The organism is Nonlabens sp. MB-3u-79 (genome assembly GCF_002831625.1).
Lineage (GTDB): Bacteria > Bacteroidota > Bacteroidia > Flavobacteriales > Flavobacteriaceae > Nonlabens.
In genome coordinates this window covers 2950720-2970079 of record NZ_CP025116.1, presented here as the reverse complement: position 1 = coordinate 2970079, position 19360 = coordinate 2950720, and the positions used below count along the sequence as shown (strand labels likewise).

At 39.5% G+C, this 19360-nt stretch carries 4 protein-coding genes; 3 read left to right on the top strand and 1 reads right to left on the bottom strand.

What is annotated here, in order from left to right; translation table 11 throughout:
• Positions 1-736: 736 nt before the first annotated feature.
• Complete coding sequence (locus tag CW736_RS13060; protein ID WP_101014794.1) at positions 737-15676, bottom strand: T9SS type A sorting domain-containing protein; 14940 nt, start codon at positions 15674-15676, stop codon at positions 737-739.
• Between the two features lie 907 nt (positions 15677-16583).
• On the opposite strand from CW736_RS13060, the gene CW736_RS13055 reads away from it, so the two are divergent.
• The 3 genes from CW736_RS13055 (at position 16584) to CW736_RS13045 (ending at position 19300) form a co-directional block, all read left to right on the top strand.
• Positions 16584-16919, top strand: coding sequence for a DUF6150 family protein (locus tag CW736_RS13055; RefSeq protein ID WP_101014793.1), 336 nt, complete (start codon positions 16584-16586; stop codon positions 16917-16919).
• 321 nt (positions 16920-17240) lie between these two features.
• Positions 17241-18308, top strand: coding sequence for a leucine-rich repeat domain-containing protein (locus tag CW736_RS13050; protein WP_101014792.1), 1068 nt, complete (start codon positions 17241-17243; stop codon positions 18306-18308).
• 161 nt (positions 18309-18469) lie between these two features.
• On the top strand, positions 18470-19300 hold the full coding sequence (locus tag CW736_RS13045; RefSeq protein WP_101014791.1) for a DUF5677 domain-containing protein: 831 nt from the start codon (positions 18470-18472) through the stop codon (positions 19298-19300).
• Positions 19301-19360 lie beyond the last annotated feature (60 nt).

Sequence of the window (19360 nt, the reverse complement as noted above, 5' to 3'; positions counted from 1 at the left end):
ACTTGAAAGCCTTTATCCTTTTCTAAGTCAAAAATAATGGTTCTATTTATAGAAGCGGTACGGTTTCCCGTATTTTGAAGGCCATTCCTTTTTTATATTACATTCTCCTTGTAGCTAATGGTGATTTTTTAGTTCCTATGAGAAATGGAACTGAACAATGTAGGTGTTTTTATGCTTCCCTTTGTTGGTCAAGAGTTCTTGAAACGCTTGATATATATTAGGGCTCTTATAGAAATAGGGGAGAGCACTTCTTTGATTTTGATGTTAGAATTTCTATTGGTAGCAGGATCATTCTTTTCTTGAATAGGTATAACAGCAGGCCTGCTTATTTTAGAACTAGGGTTTAAAAAAGATAGGTTGAGGTACTTTTTTGGGTTTACTTCCCAATACAGAAAGTAATTATTTCTGTAATCATTAGGATTGAAGCCTTAGAGGTGTAAATAAGGTGTCATACTTTAGTTGCTTTTGTTAGTGCTTTGTTTGTTAACTAACAAAATGAAACAACAAAAGTTTTATCCTTGATATGATCGATATGGCTTTCCAGGATTTTAGATCTAAAAAAGCTTACACTTCTTAAAGAAAAAAAGATTTTATATCTCTGTAAACAGTTTCTTTCTTAAGGCACTACAAATTAAACTCGCTTTACAGAAACTCCCATAGGTCTTATTTAAGTTATCAAAAGGAAGTAAAAAAAGCGCCCATAGGGCGCTTTAGTTAATAAATAATTTGGTGGTTATTAATTATTTTTGGAGAATACTTTCTTCATTAGTACCTCTTTGTTAGTACTCACTTTTACCATAAATAATCCTTCAGGTAATCTTCTGTCATCGAATCTTAATTGAACCACATTGTTACCACTTACTACTGCTTTATCATTTACGCTTATAATCAATCTTCCTTGAAGATCAAAAAGCTCTACTTTAACTTTTGATGCGTAAGAAATATTGATACTTAAGTTTAGTTCAGTATTAAACGGAACAGGATATGCACTCATCTCGATTGGCTTGAATGCCTCTTCTTTATCAGCTAATACTTCATTCCGTGAGGCAATAGGGCAACCAGAACCTATACTTTGACATTCATCAAAGCGATCATTAATCTGGCCAATAACATCGGTGAGCTGGCCAGGTTTTAATCCGCATCCATCTTCTCCTCCCAATACTTCATTAGCGCAAATAATCAAATCATATATAGTTGCATTAGCACCTAGTTTTCTAAAGAGAGCATTAGGAAAAGATACACAGTCAATATCTCCTAGTTTCAAAAACAGTAGTGTTGGATCATATCTGGTGTTTAACATCAAGGTAATGGTCTGTGTCAAGAAGTTATTTTTGATCCTACTACCGCTACCTAAAGGAATGCTGCCTACACTGCAAGTTGCTGCATCGACTACATGATTACCTAAATTATCAGGAAGTGCAACAGGTCGTCCATTCCCTGGTAATCGGTCTATAATACATTGTGCGGCTGCAAGATCAAAGGAAATTGATCTACCAGGCACACCTACTACTAAAGGATCTGCAATACCGTCGCCATCAATGTCTTTACTCAATGCTGCTTGGATAATATCTAATGTGGTCATACCAAATTGGATACCACCGGCATTACCATAATACCCTTGAGTGAACGTACAGAATTCACCGTCAACTACAAGGGAATCAAGATTAATGGAACAAATGGTTGAACAACCATTTGCATCAGTAACGGTAGCAGTAAACGCAGCTGGACCAGTACCTGCTATAAAGTTCATAGTTTCTGCATCACCTCCTTCATTCACACTCCAGCCGTTGTCGATACCTGTTTGATCAATACTCCAACTATAAGTGAAACCTCCAATACCAAAGCCTGAATCATAACTTGGGTAAACAACCAGATTGTTATTATTATAATTGGTGCCAGAAACGATATCGCTTGGTCTTGTAATATTACAAGACGGACTTTCATTAACAGTAACCTTACAACTTTCGCTAGCCCAATTTTCACATGTATCTGTTGCAGTAAAAGTAATAGTCGTTATACCAACAGTGTAAGGCGCATCTAAAGCGAGTCCATCTGAACGTACATAATTTACGGTAACCACACCTGCATGATTATCTCTCGCATAAGGCGCATTAGGAAGTGAAAAGGTAAGCTCTTCGTTATCACATAATACTATATCAGCAGGTACACCAATTAATACTGGTTTCTCTTTATCAGGCAACACATTAAAGGTTGTTGACACCTCTGAGCTATTACCACAATTATCAGTGGCTGTCCATCGGTATGTAACGGCATAACCTGCACAGATATCTACTGTATATGGATCAACACTCGGTACTACTAAGAGTGTGGAACAATCATCGCTGGCAGTTAAAGTCTGCTGAACCGGTAATGTTGCATCACATGCGATATCTGAAACAGCGCTAGGTGCTGCATCAAAAACTGGTGCATCGCCATCAGGCAATACATTAAATGTTGTTGACACCTCTGAGCTGTTACCACAATTATCAGTGGCTGTCCATCGGTATGTAATGGCATAACCTGCACAGATATCTACTGTATATGGATCTACACTCGGTACTACTAAGAGTGTGGAACAATCATCGCTGGCAGTTAAAGTCTGCTGAACCGGTAATGTTGCATCACATGCGATATCTGAAACAGCGCTAGGTGCTGCATCAAAACTTGGCGCTAAAGTATCAGGCAACACATTAAATGTTGTTGACACCTCTGAGCTATTACCACAATTATCCGTTGCTGTCCATCGGTATGTAACGGCATATCCTGCACAGATATCTACTGTATATGGATCAACACTCGGTACTACTAGGAGTGTGGAACAATCATCGCTGGCAGTTAAAGTCTGCTGAACCGGTAATGTTGCATCACATGCGATATCTGAAACAGCGCTAGGTGCTGCATCAAAACTTGGCGCTAAAGTATCAGGCAACACATTAAATGTTGTTGACACCTCTGAGCTATTACCACAATTATCCGTTGCTGTCCATCGGTATGTAACGGCATATCCTGCACAGATATCTACTGTATATGGATCAACACTCGGTACTACTAGGAGTGTGGAACAATCATCGCTGGCAGTTAAAGTCTGCTGAACCGGTAATGTTGCATCACATGCGATATCTGAAACAGCGCTAGGTGCTGCATCAAAACTTGGCGCTAAGGTATCTGGTAACACATTAAATGTTGTTGACACCTCTGAGCTGTTACCACAATTATCAGTGGCTGTCCATCGGTATGTAACGGCATAACCTGCACAGATATCTACTGTATATGGATCAACACTCGGTACTACTAAGAGTGTGGAACAATCATCGCTGGCAGTTAAAGTCTGCTGAACCGGTAATGTTGCATCACATGCGATATCTGAAACAGCGCTAGGTGCTGCATCAAAAACTGGTGCATCGCCATCAGGCAATACATTAAATGTTGTTGACACCTCTGAGCTGTTACCACAATTATCAGTGGCTGTCCATCGGTATGTAATGGCATAACCTGCACAGATATCTACTGTATATGGATCTACACTCGGTACTACTAAGAGTGTGGAACAATCATCGCTGGCAGTTAAAGTCTGCTGAACCGGTAATGTTGCATCACATGCGATATCTGAAACAGCGCTAGGTGCTGCATCAAAAGTTGGCGCTAAGGTATCTGGTAACACATTAAATGTTGTTGACACCTCTGAGCTGTTACCACAATTATCAGTGGCTGTCCATCGGTATGTAATGGCATAACCTGCACAGATATCTACTGTATATGGATCAACACTCGGTACTACTAGGAGTGTGGAACAATCATCGCTGGCAGTTAAAGTCTGCTGAACCGGTAATGTTGCATCACATGCTATATCTGAAACAGCGCTAGGTGCTGCATCAAAAGTTGGCGCTAAGGTATCTGGCAATACATTAAATGTTGTTGACACCTCTGAGCTATTACCACAATTATCCGTTGCTGTCCATCGGTATGTAACGGCATAACCTGCACAGATATCTACTGTATATGGATCTACACTCGGTACTACTAGGAGTGTGGAACAATCATCGCTGGCAGTTAAAGTCTGCTGAACCGGTAATGTTGCATCACATGCTATATCTGAAACAGCGCTAGGTGCTGCATCAAAACTTGGCGCTAAAGTATCAGGCAACACATTAAATGTTGTTGACACCTCTGAGCTATTACCACAATTATCCGTTGCTGTCCAACGGTATGTAATGGCATATCCTGCACAGATATCTACTGTATATGGATCTACACTCGGTACTACTAAGAGTGTGGAACAATCATCGCTGGCAGTTAAAGTCTGCTGAACCGGTAATGTTGCATCACATGCGATATCTGAAACAGCGCTAGGTGCTGCATCAAAAGTTGGCGCTAAGGTATCTGGTAACACATTAAATGTTGTTGACACCTCTGAGCTGTTACCACAATTATCAGTGGCTGTCCATCGGTATGTAATGGCATAACCTGCACAGATATCTACTGTATATGGATCAACACTCGGTACTACTAGGAGTGTGGAACAATCATCGCTGGCAGTTAAAGTCTGCTGAACCGGTAATGTTGCATCACATGCTATATCTGAAACAGCGCTAGGTGCTGCATCAAAAGTTGGCGCTAAGGTATCTGGCAATACATTAAATGTTGTTGACACCTCTGAGCTATTACCACAATTATCCGTTGCTGTCCATCGGTATGTAACGGCATAACCTGCACAGATATCTACTGTATATGGATCTACACTCGGTACTACTAGGAGTGTGGAACAATCATCGCTGGCAGTTAAAGTCTGCTGAACCGGTAATGTTGCATCACATGCTATATCTGAAACAGCGCTAGGTGCTGCATCAAAACTTGGCGCTAAAGTATCAGGCAACACATTAAATGTTGTTGACACCTCTGAGCTATTACCACAATTATCCGTTGCTGTCCATCGGTATGTAACGGCATATCCTGCACAGATATCTACTGTATATGGATCAACACTCGGTACTACTAGGAGTGTGGAACAATCATCGCTGGCAGTTAAAGTCTGCTGAACCGGTAATGTTGCATCACATGCGATATCTGAAACAGCGCTAGGTGCTGCATCAAAACTTGGCGCTAAAGTATCAGGCAACACATTAAATGTTGTTGACACCTCTGAGCTATTACCACAATTATCAGTGGCTGTCCATCGGTATGTAATGGCATAACCTGCACAAATATCTACTGTATATGGATCTACACTCGGTACTACTAAGAGTGTGGAACAATCATCGCTGGCAGTTAAAGTCTGCTGAACCGGTAATGTTGCATCACATGCGATATCTGAAACAGCGCTAGGTGCTGCATCAAAAGTTGGCGCTAAGGTATCTGGTAACACATTAAATGTTGTTGACACCTCTGAGCTATTACCACAATTATCAGTGGCTGTCCATCGGTATGTAATGGCATAACCTGCACAAATATCTACTGTATATGGATCTACACTCGGTACTACTAAGAGTGTGGAACAATCATCGCTGGCAGTTAAAGTCTGCTGAACCGGTAATGTTGCATCACATGCGATATCTGAAACAGCGCTAGGTGCTGCATCAAAAGTTGGCGCTAAGGTATCTGGTAACACATTAAATGTTGTTGACACCTCTGAGCTATTACCACAATTATCCGTTGCTGTCCAACGGTATGTAATGGCATATCCTGCACAGATATCTACTGTATATGGATCTACACTCGGTACTACTAAGAGTGTGGAACAATCATCGCTGGCAGTTAAAGTCTGCTGAACCGGTAATGTTGCATCACATGCGATATCTGAAACAGCGCTAGGTGCTGCATCAAAAGTTGGCGCTAAAGTATCAGGCAACACATTAAAGGTTGTTGACACCTCTGAGCTGTTACCACAATTATCAGTTGCTGTCCATCGGTATGTAATGGCATAACCTGCACAAATATCTACTGTATATGGATCTACACTCGGTACTACTAAGAGTGTGGAACAATCATCGCTGGCAGTTAAAGTCTGCTGAACCGGTAATGTTGCATCACATGCGATATCTGAAACAGCGCTAGGTGCTGCATCAAAAACTGGTGCATCGCCATCAGGCAATACATTAAAGGTTGTTGACACCTCTGAGCTGTTACCACAATTATCCGTTGCTGTCCAACGGTATGTAATGGCATATCCTGCACAGATATCTACTGTATATGGATCTACACTAGGTACTACTAAGAGTGTGGAACAATCATCGCTGGCAGTTAAAGTCTGCTGAACCGGTAATGTTGCATCACATGCGATATCTGAAACAGCGCTAGGTGCTGCATCAAAAACTGGTGCATCGCCATCAGGCAATACATTAAAGGTTGTTGACACCTCTGAGCTGTTACCACAATTATCCGTTGCTGTCCAACGGTATGTAATGGCATATCCTGCACAGATATCTACTGTATATGGATCTACACTAGGTACTACTAAGAGTGTGGAACAATCATCGCTGGCAGTTAAAGTCTGCTGAACCGGTAATGTTGCATCACATGCGATATCTGAAACAGCGCTAGGTGCTGCATCAAAAACTGGTGCATCGCCATCTGGCAACACATTAAATGTTGTTGACACCTCTGAGCTGTTACCACAATTATCAGTGGCTGTCCATCGGTATGTAATGGCATAGCCTGCACAGATATCTACTGTATATGGATCTACACTCGGTACTACTAAGAGTGTGGAACAATCATCGCTGGCAGTTAAAGTCTGCTGAACCGGTAATGTTGCATCACATGCGATATCTGAAACAGCGCTAGGTGCTGCATCAAAAGTTGGCGCTAAGGTATCTGGTAACACATTAAATGTTGTTGACACCTCTGAGCTATTACCACAATTATCAGTTGCTGTCCATCGGTATGTAATGGCATAGCCTGCACAGATATCTACTGTATATGGATCTACACTCGGTACTACTAAGAGTGTGGAACAATCATCGCTGGCAGTTAAAGTCTGCTGAACCGGTAATGTTGCATCACATGCGATATCTGAAACAGCGCTAGGTGCTGCATCAAAAACTGGTGCATCGCCATCAGGCAATACATTAAATGTTGTTGACACCTCTGAGCTGTTACCACAATTATCAGTGGCTGTCCATCGGTATGTAATGGCATAACCTGCACAGATATCTACTGTATATGGATCTACACTCGGTACTACTAAGAGTGTGGAACAATCATCGCTGGCAGTTAAAGTCTGCTGAACCGGTAATGTTGCATCACATGCGATATCTGAAACAGCGCTAGGTGCTGCATCAAAAGTTGGCGCTAAGGTATCTGGTAACACATTAAATGTTGTTGACACCTCTGAGCTGTTACCACAATTATCAGTGGCTGTCCATCGGTATGTAATGGCATAACCTGCACAGATATCTACTGTATATGGATCAACACTCGGTACTACTAGGAGTGTGGAACAATCATCGCTGGCAGTTAAAGTCTGCTGAACCGGTAATGTTGCATCACATGCTATATCTGAAACAGCGCTAGGTGCTGCATCAAAAGTTGGCGCTAAGGTATCTGGCAATACATTAAATGTTGTTGACACCTCTGAGCTATTACCACAATTATCCGTTGCTGTCCATCGGTATGTAACGGCATAACCTGCACAGATATCTACTGTATATGGATCTACACTCGGTACTACTAGGAGTGTGGAACAATCATCGCTGGCAGTTAAAGTCTGCTGAACCGGTAATGTTGCATCACATGCTATATCTGAAACAGCGCTAGGTGCTGCATCAAAACTTGGCGCTAAAGTATCAGGCAACACATTAAATGTTGTTGACACCTCTGAGCTATTACCACAATTATCCGTTGCTGTCCAACGGTATGTAATGGCATATCCTGCACAGATATCTACTGTATATGGATCTACACTCGGTACTACTAAGAGTGTGGAACAATCATCGCTGGCAGTTAAAGTCTGCTGAACCGGTAATGTTGCATCACATGCGATATCTGAAACAGCGCTAGGTGCTGCATCAAAAGTTGGCGCTAAGGTATCTGGTAACACATTAAATGTTGTTGACACCTCTGAGCTGTTACCACAATTATCAGTGGCTGTCCATCGGTATGTAATGGCATAACCTGCACAGATATCTACTGTATATGGATCTACACTAGGTACTACTGAGAGTGTGGAACAATCATCGCTGGCAGTTAAAGTCTGCTGAACCGGTAATGTTGCATCACATGCGATATCTGAAACAGCGCTAGGTGCTGCATCAAAAGTTGGCGCTAAAGTATCAGGCAACACATTAAAGGTTGTTGACACCTCTGAGCTGTTACCACAATTATCAGTTGCTGTCCATCGGTATGTAATGGCATAACCTGCACAAATATCTACTGTATATGGATCTACACTCGGTACTACTAAGAGTGTGGAACAATCATCGCTGGCAGTTAAAGTCTGCTGAACCGGTAATGTTGCATCACATGCGATATCTGAAACAGCGCTAGGTGCTGCATCAAAAACTGGTGCATCGCCATCAGGCAATACATTAAAGGTTGTTGACACCTCTGAGCTGTTACCACAATTATCCGTTGCTGTCCAACGGTATGTAATGGCATATCCTGCACAGATATCTACTGTATATGGATCTACACTAGGTACTACTAAGAGTGTGGAACAATCATCGCTGGCAGTTAAAGTCTGCTGAACCGGTAATGTTGCATCACATGCGATATCTCCAATTGCTACTGGTGCTGCATCAAAAACTGGTGCATCGCCATCAGGCAATACATTAAAGGTTGTTGACACCTCTGAGCTGTTACCACAATTATCAGTCGCTGTCCATCGGTATGTAATGGCATATCCTGCACAAATATCTACTGTATATGGATCTACACTAGGTACTACTAAGAGTGTGGAACAATCATCGCTGGCAGTTAAAGTCTGCTGAACTGGTAATGTAGCATCACATGCGATATCTGAAACAGCGCTAGGTGCTGCATCAAAAGTTGGCGCTAAGGTATCAGGCAACACATTAAAGGTTGTTGACACCTCTGAGCTGTTACCACAATTATCAGTCGCTGTCCATCGGTATGTAATGGCATAACCTGCACAAATATCTACTGTATATGGATCTACACTAGGTACTACTAAGAGTGTGGAACAATCATCGCTGGCAGTTAAAGTCTGCTGAACCGGTAATGTTGCATCACATGCGATATCTCCAATTGCTACTGGTGCTGCATCAAAAACTGGTGCATCGCCATCAGGCAATACATTAAATGTTGTAGACACCTCTGAGCTGTTACCACAATTATCAGTCGCTGTCCATCGGTATGTAATGGCATATCCTGCACAAATATCTACTGTATATGGATCTACACTAGGTACTACTAAGAGTGTGGAACAATCATCGCTGGCAGTTAAAGTCTGCTGAACCGGTAATGTTGCATCACATGCGATATCTCCAATTGCTACTGGTGCTGCATCAAAAACTGGTGCATCGCCATCAGGCAATACATTAAATGTTGTAGACACCTCTGAGCTGTTACCACAATTATCAGTCGCTGTCCATCGGTATGTAATGGCATATCCTGCACAAATATCTACTGTATATGGATCTACACTAGGTACTACTAAGAGTGTGGAACAATCATCGCTGGCAGTTAAAGTCTGCTGAACTGGTAATGTAGCATCACATGCGATATCTGAAACAGCGCTAGGTGCTGCATCAAAAGTTGGCGCTAAGGTATCAGGCAACACATTAAAGGTTGTTGACACCTCTGAGCTGTTACCACAATTATCTGTAGCTGTCCATCTATAGGTAATGGCATATCCTGCACAAATATCTACTGTATATGGATCTACACTAGGTACGACTGAAAGTGTGGAACAATCATCGCTGGCAGTTAAAGTCTGCTGAACCGGTAATGTTGCATCACATGCGATATCTGAAACAGCGTTTGGTGCTGCATCAAAAGTTGGCGCTAAAGTATCAGGCAACACATTAAAGGTTGTTGACACCTCTGAGCTGTTACCACAATTATCAGTCGCTGTCCATCGGTATGTAATGGCATAACCTGCACAAATATCTACTGTATATGGATCTACACTAGGTACTACTAAGAGTGTGGAACAATCATCGCTGGCAGTTAAAGTCTGCTGAACCGGTAATGTAGCATCACATGCGATATCTGAAACAGCGCTAGGTGCTGCATCAAAAGTTGGCGCTAAAGTATCAGGCAACACATTAAATGTTGTTGACACCTCTGAGCTGTTACCACAATTATCAGTTGCTGTCCAACGGTATGTAATGGCATATCCTGCACAGATATCTACTGTATATGGATCTACACTCGGTACTACTAAGAGTGTGGAACAATCATCGCTGGCAGTTAAAGTCTGCTGAACCGGTAATGTTGCATCACATGCGATATCTGAAACAGCGCTAGGTGCTGCATCAAAAACTGGTGCATCGCCATCAGGCAATACATTAAAGGTTGTTGACACCTCTGAGCTGTTACCACAATTATCCGTTGCTGTCCAACGGTATGTAATGGCATATCCTGCACAGATATCTACTGTATATGGATCTACACTAGGTACTACTAAGAGTGTGGAACAATCATCGCTGGCAGTTAAAGTCTGCTGAACCGGTAATGTTGCATCACATGCGATATCTGAAACAGCGCTAGGTGCTGCATCAAAAACTGGTGCATCGCCATCTGGCAACACATTAAATGTTGTTGACACCTCTGAGCTGTTACCACAATTATCAGTTGCTGTCCATCGGTATGTAATGGCATAACCTGCACAAATATCTACTGTATATGGATCTACACTCGGTACTACTAAGAGTGTGGAACAATCATCGCTGGCAGTTAAAGTCTGCTGAACCGGTAATGTTGCATCACATGCGATATCTGAAACAGCGCTAGGTGCTGCATCAAAAGTTGGCGCTAAAGTATCAGGCAACACATTAAAGGTTGTTGACACCTCTGAGCTGTTACCACAATTATCAGTTGCTGTCCATCGGTATGTAACGGCATATCCTGCACAGATATCTACTGTATATGGATCTACACTAGGTACTACTGAGAGTGTGGAACAATCATCGCTGGCAGTTAAAGTCTGCTGAACCGGTAATGTTGCATCACATGCGATATCTGAAACAGCGCTAGGTGCTGCATCAAAAACTGGTGCATCGCCATCAGGCAATACATTAAAGGTTGTTGACACCTCTGAGCTGTTACCACAATTATCCGTTGCTGTCCAACGGTATGTAATGGCATATCCTGCACAGATATCTACTGTATATGGATCTACACTAGGTACTACTAAGAGTGTGGAACAATCATCGCTGGCAGTTAAAGTCTGCTGAACCGGTAATGTTGCATCACATGCGATATCTGAAACAGCGCTAGGTGCTGCATCAAAAACTGGTGCATCGCCATCTGGCAACACATTAAATGTTGTTGACACCTCTGAGCTGTTACCACAATTATCAGTGGCTGTCCATCGGTATGTAATGGCATAGCCTGCACAGATATCTACTGTATATGGATCTACACTCGGTACTACTAAGAGTGTGGAACAATCATCGCTGGCAGTTAAAGTCTGCTGAACCGGTAATGTTGCATCACATGCGATATCTGAAACAGCGCTAGGTGCTGCATCAAAAGTTGGCGCTAAGGTATCTGGTAACACATTAAATGTTGTTGACACCTCTGAGCTATTACCACAATTATCAGTTGCTGTCCATCGGTATGTAATGGCATAGCCTGCACAGATATCTACTGTATATGGATCTACACTAGGTACTACTAAGAGTGTGGAACAATCATCGCTGGCAGTTAAAGTCTGCTGAACCGGTAATGTTGCATCACATGCGATATCTCCAATTGCTACTGGTGCTGCATCAAAAACTGGTGCATCGCCATCAGGCAATACATTAAAGGTTGTTGACACCTCTGAGCTGTTACCACAATTATCAGTCGCTGTCCATCGGTATGTAATGGCATATCCTGCACAAATATCTACTGTATATGGATCTACACTAGGTACTACTAAGAGTGTGGAACAATCATCGCTGGCAGTTAAAGTCTGCTGAACTGGTAATGTAGCATCACATGCGATATCTGAAACAGCGCTAGGTGCTGCATCAAAAGTTGGCGCTAAGGTATCAGGCAACACATTAAAGGTTGTTGACACCTCTGAGCTGTTACCACAATTATCAGTCGCTGTCCATCGGTATGTAATGGCATATCCTGCACAAATATCTACTGTATATGGATCTACACTAGGTACTACTAAGAGTGTGGAACAATCATCGCTGGCAGTTAAAGTCTGCTGAACTGGTAATGTAGCATCACATGCGATATCTGAAACAGCGCTAGGTGCTGCATCAAAAGTTGGCGCTAAGGTATCAGGCAACACATTAAAGGTTGTTGACACCTCTGAGCTGTTACCACAATTATCTGTAGCTGTCCATCTATAGGTAATGGCATATCCTGCACAAATATCTACTGTATATGGATCTACACTAGGTACGACTGAAAGTGTGGAACAATCATCGCTGGCAGTTAAAGTCTGCTGAACCGGTAATGTTGCATCACATGCGATATCTGAAACAGCGTTTGGTGCTGCATCAAAAGTTGGCGCTAAAGTATCAGGCAACACATTAAAGGTTGTTGACACCTCTGAGCTGTTACCACAATTATCAGTCGCTGTCCATCGGTATGTAATGGCATAACCTGCACAAATATCTACTGTATATGGATCTACACTAGGTACTACTAAGAGTGTGGAACAATCATCGCTGGCAGTTAAAGTCTGCTGAACCGGTAATGTAGCATCACATGCGATATCTGAAACAGCGCTAGGTGCTGCATCAAAAGTTGGCGCTAAAGTATCAGGCAACACATTAAATGTTGTTGACACCTCTGAGCTGTTACCACAATTATCAGTTGCTGTCCAACGGTATGTAATGGCATATCCTGCACAGATATCTACTGTATATGGATCTACACTCGGTACTACTAAGAGTGTGGAACAATCATCGCTGGCAGTTAAAGTCTGCTGAACCGGTAATGTTGCATCACATGCGATATCTCCAATTGCTACTGGTGCTGCATCAAAAACTGGTGCATCGCCATCAGGCAATACATTAAATGTTGTAGACACCTCTGAGCTGTTACCACAATTATCAGTCGCTGTCCATCGGTATGTAATGGCATATCCTGCACAAATATCTACTGTATATGGATCTACACTAGGTACTACTAAGAGTGTGGAACAATCATCGCTGGCAGTTAAAGTCTGCTGAACTGGTAATGTAGCATCACATGCGATATCTGAAACAGCGCTAGGTGCTGCATCAAAAGTTGGCGCTAAGGTATCAGGCAACACATTAAAGGTTGTTGACACCTCTGAGCTGTTACCACAATTATCTGTAGCTGTCCATCTATAGGTAATGGCATATCCTGCACAAATATCTACTGTATATGGATCTACACTAGGTACGACTGAAAGTGTGGAACAATCATCGCTGGCAGTTAAAGTCTGCTGAACCGGTAATGTTGCATCACATGCGATATCTGAAACAGCGTTTGGTGCTGCATCAAAAGTTGGCGCTAAAGTATCAGGCAACACATTAAAGGTTGTTGACACCTCTGAGCTGTTACCACAATTATCAGTCGCTGTCCATCGGTATGTAATGGCATAACCTGCACAAATATCTACTGTATATGGATCTACACTAGGTACTACTAAGAGTGTGGAACAATCATCGCTGGCAGTTAAAGTCTGCTGAACCGGTAATGTAGCATCACATGCGATATCTGAAACAGCGCTAGGTGCTGCATCAAAAGTTGGCGCTAAAGTATCAGGCAACACATTAAATGTTGTTGACACCTCTGAGCTGTTACCACAATTATCAGTTGCTGTCCAACGGTATGTAATGGCATATCCTGCACAGATATCTACTGTATATGGATCTACACTCGGTACTACTAAGAGTGTGGAACAATCATCGCTGGCAGTTAAAGTCTGCTGAACCGGTAATGTTGCATCACATGCGATATCTGAAACAGCGCTAGGTGCTGCATCAAAAGTTGGCGCTAAAGTATCAGGCAACACATTAAAGGTTGTTGACACCTCTGAGCTGTTACCACAATTATCAGTTGCTGTCCATCGGTATGTAATGGCATAACCTGCACAAATATCTACTGTATATGGATCTACACTCGGTACTACTAAGAGTGTGGAACAATCATCGCTGGCAGTTAAAGTCTGCTGAACCGGTAATGTTGCATCACATGCGATATCTGAAACAGCGCTAGGTGCTGCATCAAAAACTGGTGCATCGCCATCAGGCAATACATTAAATGTTGTTGACACCTCTGAGCTGTTACCACAATTATCAGTGGCTGTCCATCGGTATGTAATGGCATAACCTGCACAGATATCTACTGTATATGGATCTACACTCGGTACTACTAAGAGTGTGGAACAATCATCGCTGGCAGTTAAAGTCTGCTGAACCGGTAATGTTGCATCACATGCGATATCTGAAACAGCGCTAGGTGCTGCATCAAAAGTTGGCGCTAAGGTATCAGACATGGTAATAACTTGATTACAAGTGACTATATTATTATCTTCATCAGTAGCCGTCCATGTACGTGTAATTGTAGTGGTATTAGAGCAAACCTCCGAAGGAACTACTATGTCATTATAACTAAAAGCAACTGTACCGCAACCTTCGGTCGAGGTGGGATTTCCTGTAACGGTTGGATCTATCGAAGTTCCACATTCAATGGTCACATCGCTAGGACAGTTAATAACAGGGGGCTGGCAGCAATTTTCAGTAATCGTAATTTTTTTATTTTCTGAGACAAAACAATCATACCCAACATCTCCAGTAAAGTCATATGTATATGTAAATGTCAGCTCCGTTCCTACCGTTCCATTAATCGGAACCGAAGTAGGATCTCCAATTGTAACTCCCGCATCACTCCAAACTCCTCCTTCTAGACCTGGTAGTTCATAATTCGTTAAATTTACATTGATGGGAAGATTTTCGGCACAAATATTTATATCCTGTCCAATAGTTAAGGCTGGAGGATTGCTTACAATAACGTTATTTACAGAAACTGGGCCCTGACCAGGTCTGCTAATAGTAATTGAAGCTTGATTTGCTCCGGGAGGTAGTAGTACACAAATTTCGTTTCCTGTTGTGTTAGGTTCTCCTAAAACTAACCATTCTCCAGGGTTATCGGGATCTTCAATCCAAACACATACATTTCCTAATGCTTCACCACAACCTTGTCTTGGTGAAAAACAAACTTGTGTTGGACATCCTGGTTGACTCGTATTTACCCCAGTAAATAAAAAAGATCCGAATCCATTTTCCGTATCCTTTCCAGGATCGTTGCCAATACAAAAATCATCTCCTGGCCCAATAATTGAAGTTGCTAATTCCAATGTAGCTCCGTAGGATGGGTCATTTGCTTGTGCCACTGTGAATGGAGGAGCACTATTATTATTGTTAGCGCAAGCATCAAATTGACCATAGGAAAAAAAAGTTCCTAGAAATAAAAAGAATAACATCACTCCCATTTTTGGGACATCACATAAAATTTTTAAGAAACTTTTTCTGTTGGCACAGAATGTTTCATTGACTGAAGAAAAAGTAAAGTACTCCATGGTTTATTGGTTTTTAGTTAATAGAAAACAATAAGGGGAGGTAAAATAGTTTCAGTCGAAAAGGGGCAACTGATGTTTAATTTAATATTGAAGAGGAATCAAATGTTAAGAATCCTAAATATTATATTAGGAATACTTCTGTCATCTAAATGAAATTGGATAAGATCTTACTTATAGAAAAATCCAACTTACTTAGTAGTTATCAAATTTATTTAAATCAAAACTCTATGTAAATAATTTAACATGAATACATTATAGATTAATAATGCAATACAAATGTGTTTATTATTTTTAATAAAGACTTATTAAATGCTGACTTTTCGACAAAATGTAAAAAACCCTGATAAAGTAATGGATCATTGTTAAATACGACGGCTTTGGACTTCAGATTAAAAAGGTCATAACACTCACTTAGAATCATGATGTTCTTGATATTTTACATATCGTCATAACATAGCTTCATCTAAAGACGATACGCCTGCGCTAATTTTCTATATTTACTCATCTTAAAAAGTTTTAGATGGGCAAAACCAAAAAATGCAGATGAAGTATATAAAAAAAGGAACCAGAGACTTACCAACTTTAACAGATCATGGATCAAGACCATCACATTTGATAAGGGAAAAGAATTTGCCTACCATCAAAAAACCGCAAATTATTTAAATGTAAATACTTGTTTTACAAGACTATATACCTCTCATACAAAGGGGTCGTAGAAAACAGAATAGGCGATATTAGAAGGTTTTTTCCTAAGAAAACAGATCTTAGAGTTGTGTCAACCAAAAGAATAAAGGAAGTTGAAAGATTACTAAATTACAGACCTATTAGAAAATTTAATTACAATAACCCAATTGAAGTCCTAAACAATAAAGTTGTTGCACTTATGGTTTGAACTCAGCCAATTAACATGAAACATACTTTAATATTACTGATAGTACTAGCTTTTTCAAGCTACTCATTTGCACAAAAAGTTGTCTCTGTTGAATACCAAAACCAAGCAGACGTAAAAGTTTTTGTAATCGAGTATGAAAATCAGGCAGATTTAAAAGTGTTCAAAGTAAAATACGACAACCAAGCAGGAGACAATGATGGAAAGTGGTTTTTTACAGACTATGCAAATCAAGCGCAAAAGAAAATTTTCTTTGTTAAATATGTGAACCAAGCAGATTTGAAAATATATTTTGTTGATTATGAAAATCAAGCAGGTTGGAAAAAATTGAATAAGAAACATATGCTGTATTAAAACCAGCACATAACAGCGTGTATATGAAATAGCGGAGTCAGTGTTAAAGTATAGGTGAGTATTTTTAATAAAAGGCATCACCAAACTGAAAACAAACTGCTTTAGAATCTGTTACTTCCCTATACAAAAAGTAACTAATGTTGACTAATAGCACTTTATGGTTTAAGGGTACAAATAAGGTACATTTCATGATACAATTAAGAAAAATGTAAGCTTAATAGATTAAAAAAAAAATAGTTATTTTCGTTTAAATAAGAATCAATTATTAAAGCTTTTCGGTAAGAAACACTTAGCAACAATTATTAAAACCTATCTAATTAAATGAGGAATTATAAGGATCAAGTTGGATGCGCTTCGTTTGTAGGTGTTTTGGGTATTATATTCTTTGCGGTAATAATGTTATTAAAAGAACCTGTTTCATTTTTTGAAGGTTTGTCAAATGTATTAACGCTTTTAGTAGTCTTTTTTATAATAATAGGTTTAGCAATTATAGATCCGACGTCTTTTTTTAAAAAAAAGAAGGTAATTAAACCAAAAGATGAAACTCCATCGCCAAGACCGATCAAAAAGACTTCGGTTGAACACAAGACTTCAAATACAAATTATTCAAATAAGACTATTGCTTCACAAAATTCAACAACTGCTAATCGATCATTTGTCGAATCCCCAGAAGCAGTTAGAAAAAAACGAGTTTTTTATAAATATGATGAAGTTGACATAGATTGGTATAATTCATTAGAAGAGGAATGGAAGGTCATTTTAAGTCAAGCAATAAATAAAGATAAATTAGCTGCACCAAATAAAAATGACCTCTTATCCGTAAGTAATATCAAAAAGCTATCTATAGTTAGCAGGGTTACAGAAGACCTATCACCGCTTATGCGATTATCAGAATTGGAGGAGTTGACTTGGATTGGCTGGGAATCTTACCCTTCTAATATCCATCCATTGAAAAAACTTACAGGTCTTAAAAGACTGAGTTTAATACAAACTCAATTGAATGATTTAAATCCAATATCAGATTTAATTGAATTGAATTTCCTTAGAATAGAGTTATCTAAAATTTCTGACATAAAGCCTATTGGGAATTTAATTAACTTAAATCGCTTAATTTTAGATGACAATAATATTGAAGACATCGAAACCTTAAAAAGCCTATCACGACTAGAATCTTTAAGTTTAAAAAATAATAATATAAATATTTTGCAGCCACTTTTAAGTTTGAAACAATTAAGATCATTGGATCTTGCCCATTGTAATATACCAGACATTTCTATTTTAAAAAATATGTCTAGTTTAAGATACTTAAAATTGAGAGGAAACAACTTGTCGCAAATTCAAAAACAAGATCTAAAAGAAACACTGATTTCCTGCAAAATTGTCTTCTAAAATCGTTGAGAATCGTAAATATTACTTAGAGGGCTATACAATTAATGCAAGTTGATAAATAAACATAGTTCGTCCGAGTTTAGCTTGGATGAAGCTTAAAAGTAATCGCTATTTTGCAAGCTACGAGTCATATACATCAACGTTACCTACAATTTATAAAAATGACATCATCTGGAAAAAAAATAGGATTTGAATATTTAGAAGATTTTCAAATGCTAAACGAAATAGGGTATAATTTATCTCGAAAATTTAATGGCTTAAACGTAGATGATATTATCAAAACAAAATCTACTCATTTACTTGCTAAAATTATTGACAATTGTTTTTCTCTTTTAAAACTAATTCCTGAAAGTAATCTTGATAAATTCAAAGATGGTTATTTAGATTTTCATTCGACTTTATCATTAATTAGAAATATAATTGAACAAGCAAATAATCATTGGTACTTAATCGTTGATAACACTTCAAAAGAAGAAACAGATTTAAAGTTTTTCTTATTTGATTACCACGACACTTTATCTTTAGAGTTAATTGGCACGAACTTGTTCTTTAATGAAGAAACTATAAAGTTTTTAAACGACCAAAAAGTAGAATTGAAATTAGCAATTGAGAACAACAAAGTATTTAAATCTCTTGATAAGAATCAACAAAAAATGATACTAAAAGGTAAGAAAAGTTCTTTGCTTACTCAATTTGAGATTATTGAAAAAAGAGGAATCGAATTGGAGGAATTTAAATCTTATTATAAACTAATGTCTACTAGTACTCATTCCTCTCCAACAGCACTTAAAATATTAGCATTTAAAAATATTAATGATGAAAAGAATGCTAATGAATTGACAGATGGATTATTATTTATGTCACTTTATTATTGTTGTTTCTTTTTGTCCGACTTAATAAAATCTACGAGTAAATTATGGGGATTAGAATTTTCAAATAAAAAAGCAGAAGAAATAATTGAAAAGTATTCTTGGAAAAAAATCTGTAGGTAACACCGTGTATAATTAATGGCTACGGTTTGCCGTAATCAAAGTCGATACAGTTTAATTATC

Excerpts from the sequence above, each read along its gene's own strand:
- CW736_RS13060 (WP_101014794.1), bottom strand. The coding sequence starts at position 15,676 with ATGGAGTACTTTACTTTTTCTTCAGTCAATGAAACATTCTGTGCCAAC.
- CW736_RS13055 (WP_101014793.1), top strand. The coding sequence starts at position 16,584 with ATGAAACATACTTTAATATTACTGATAGTACTAGCTTTTTCAAGCTAC.
- CW736_RS13050 (WP_101014792.1), top strand. The coding sequence starts at position 17,241 with ATGAGGAATTATAAGGATCAAGTTGGATGCGCTTCGTTTGTAGGTGTT.
- CW736_RS13045 (WP_101014791.1), top strand. The coding sequence starts at position 18,470 with ATGACATCATCTGGAAAAAAAATAGGATTTGAATATTTAGAAGATTTT.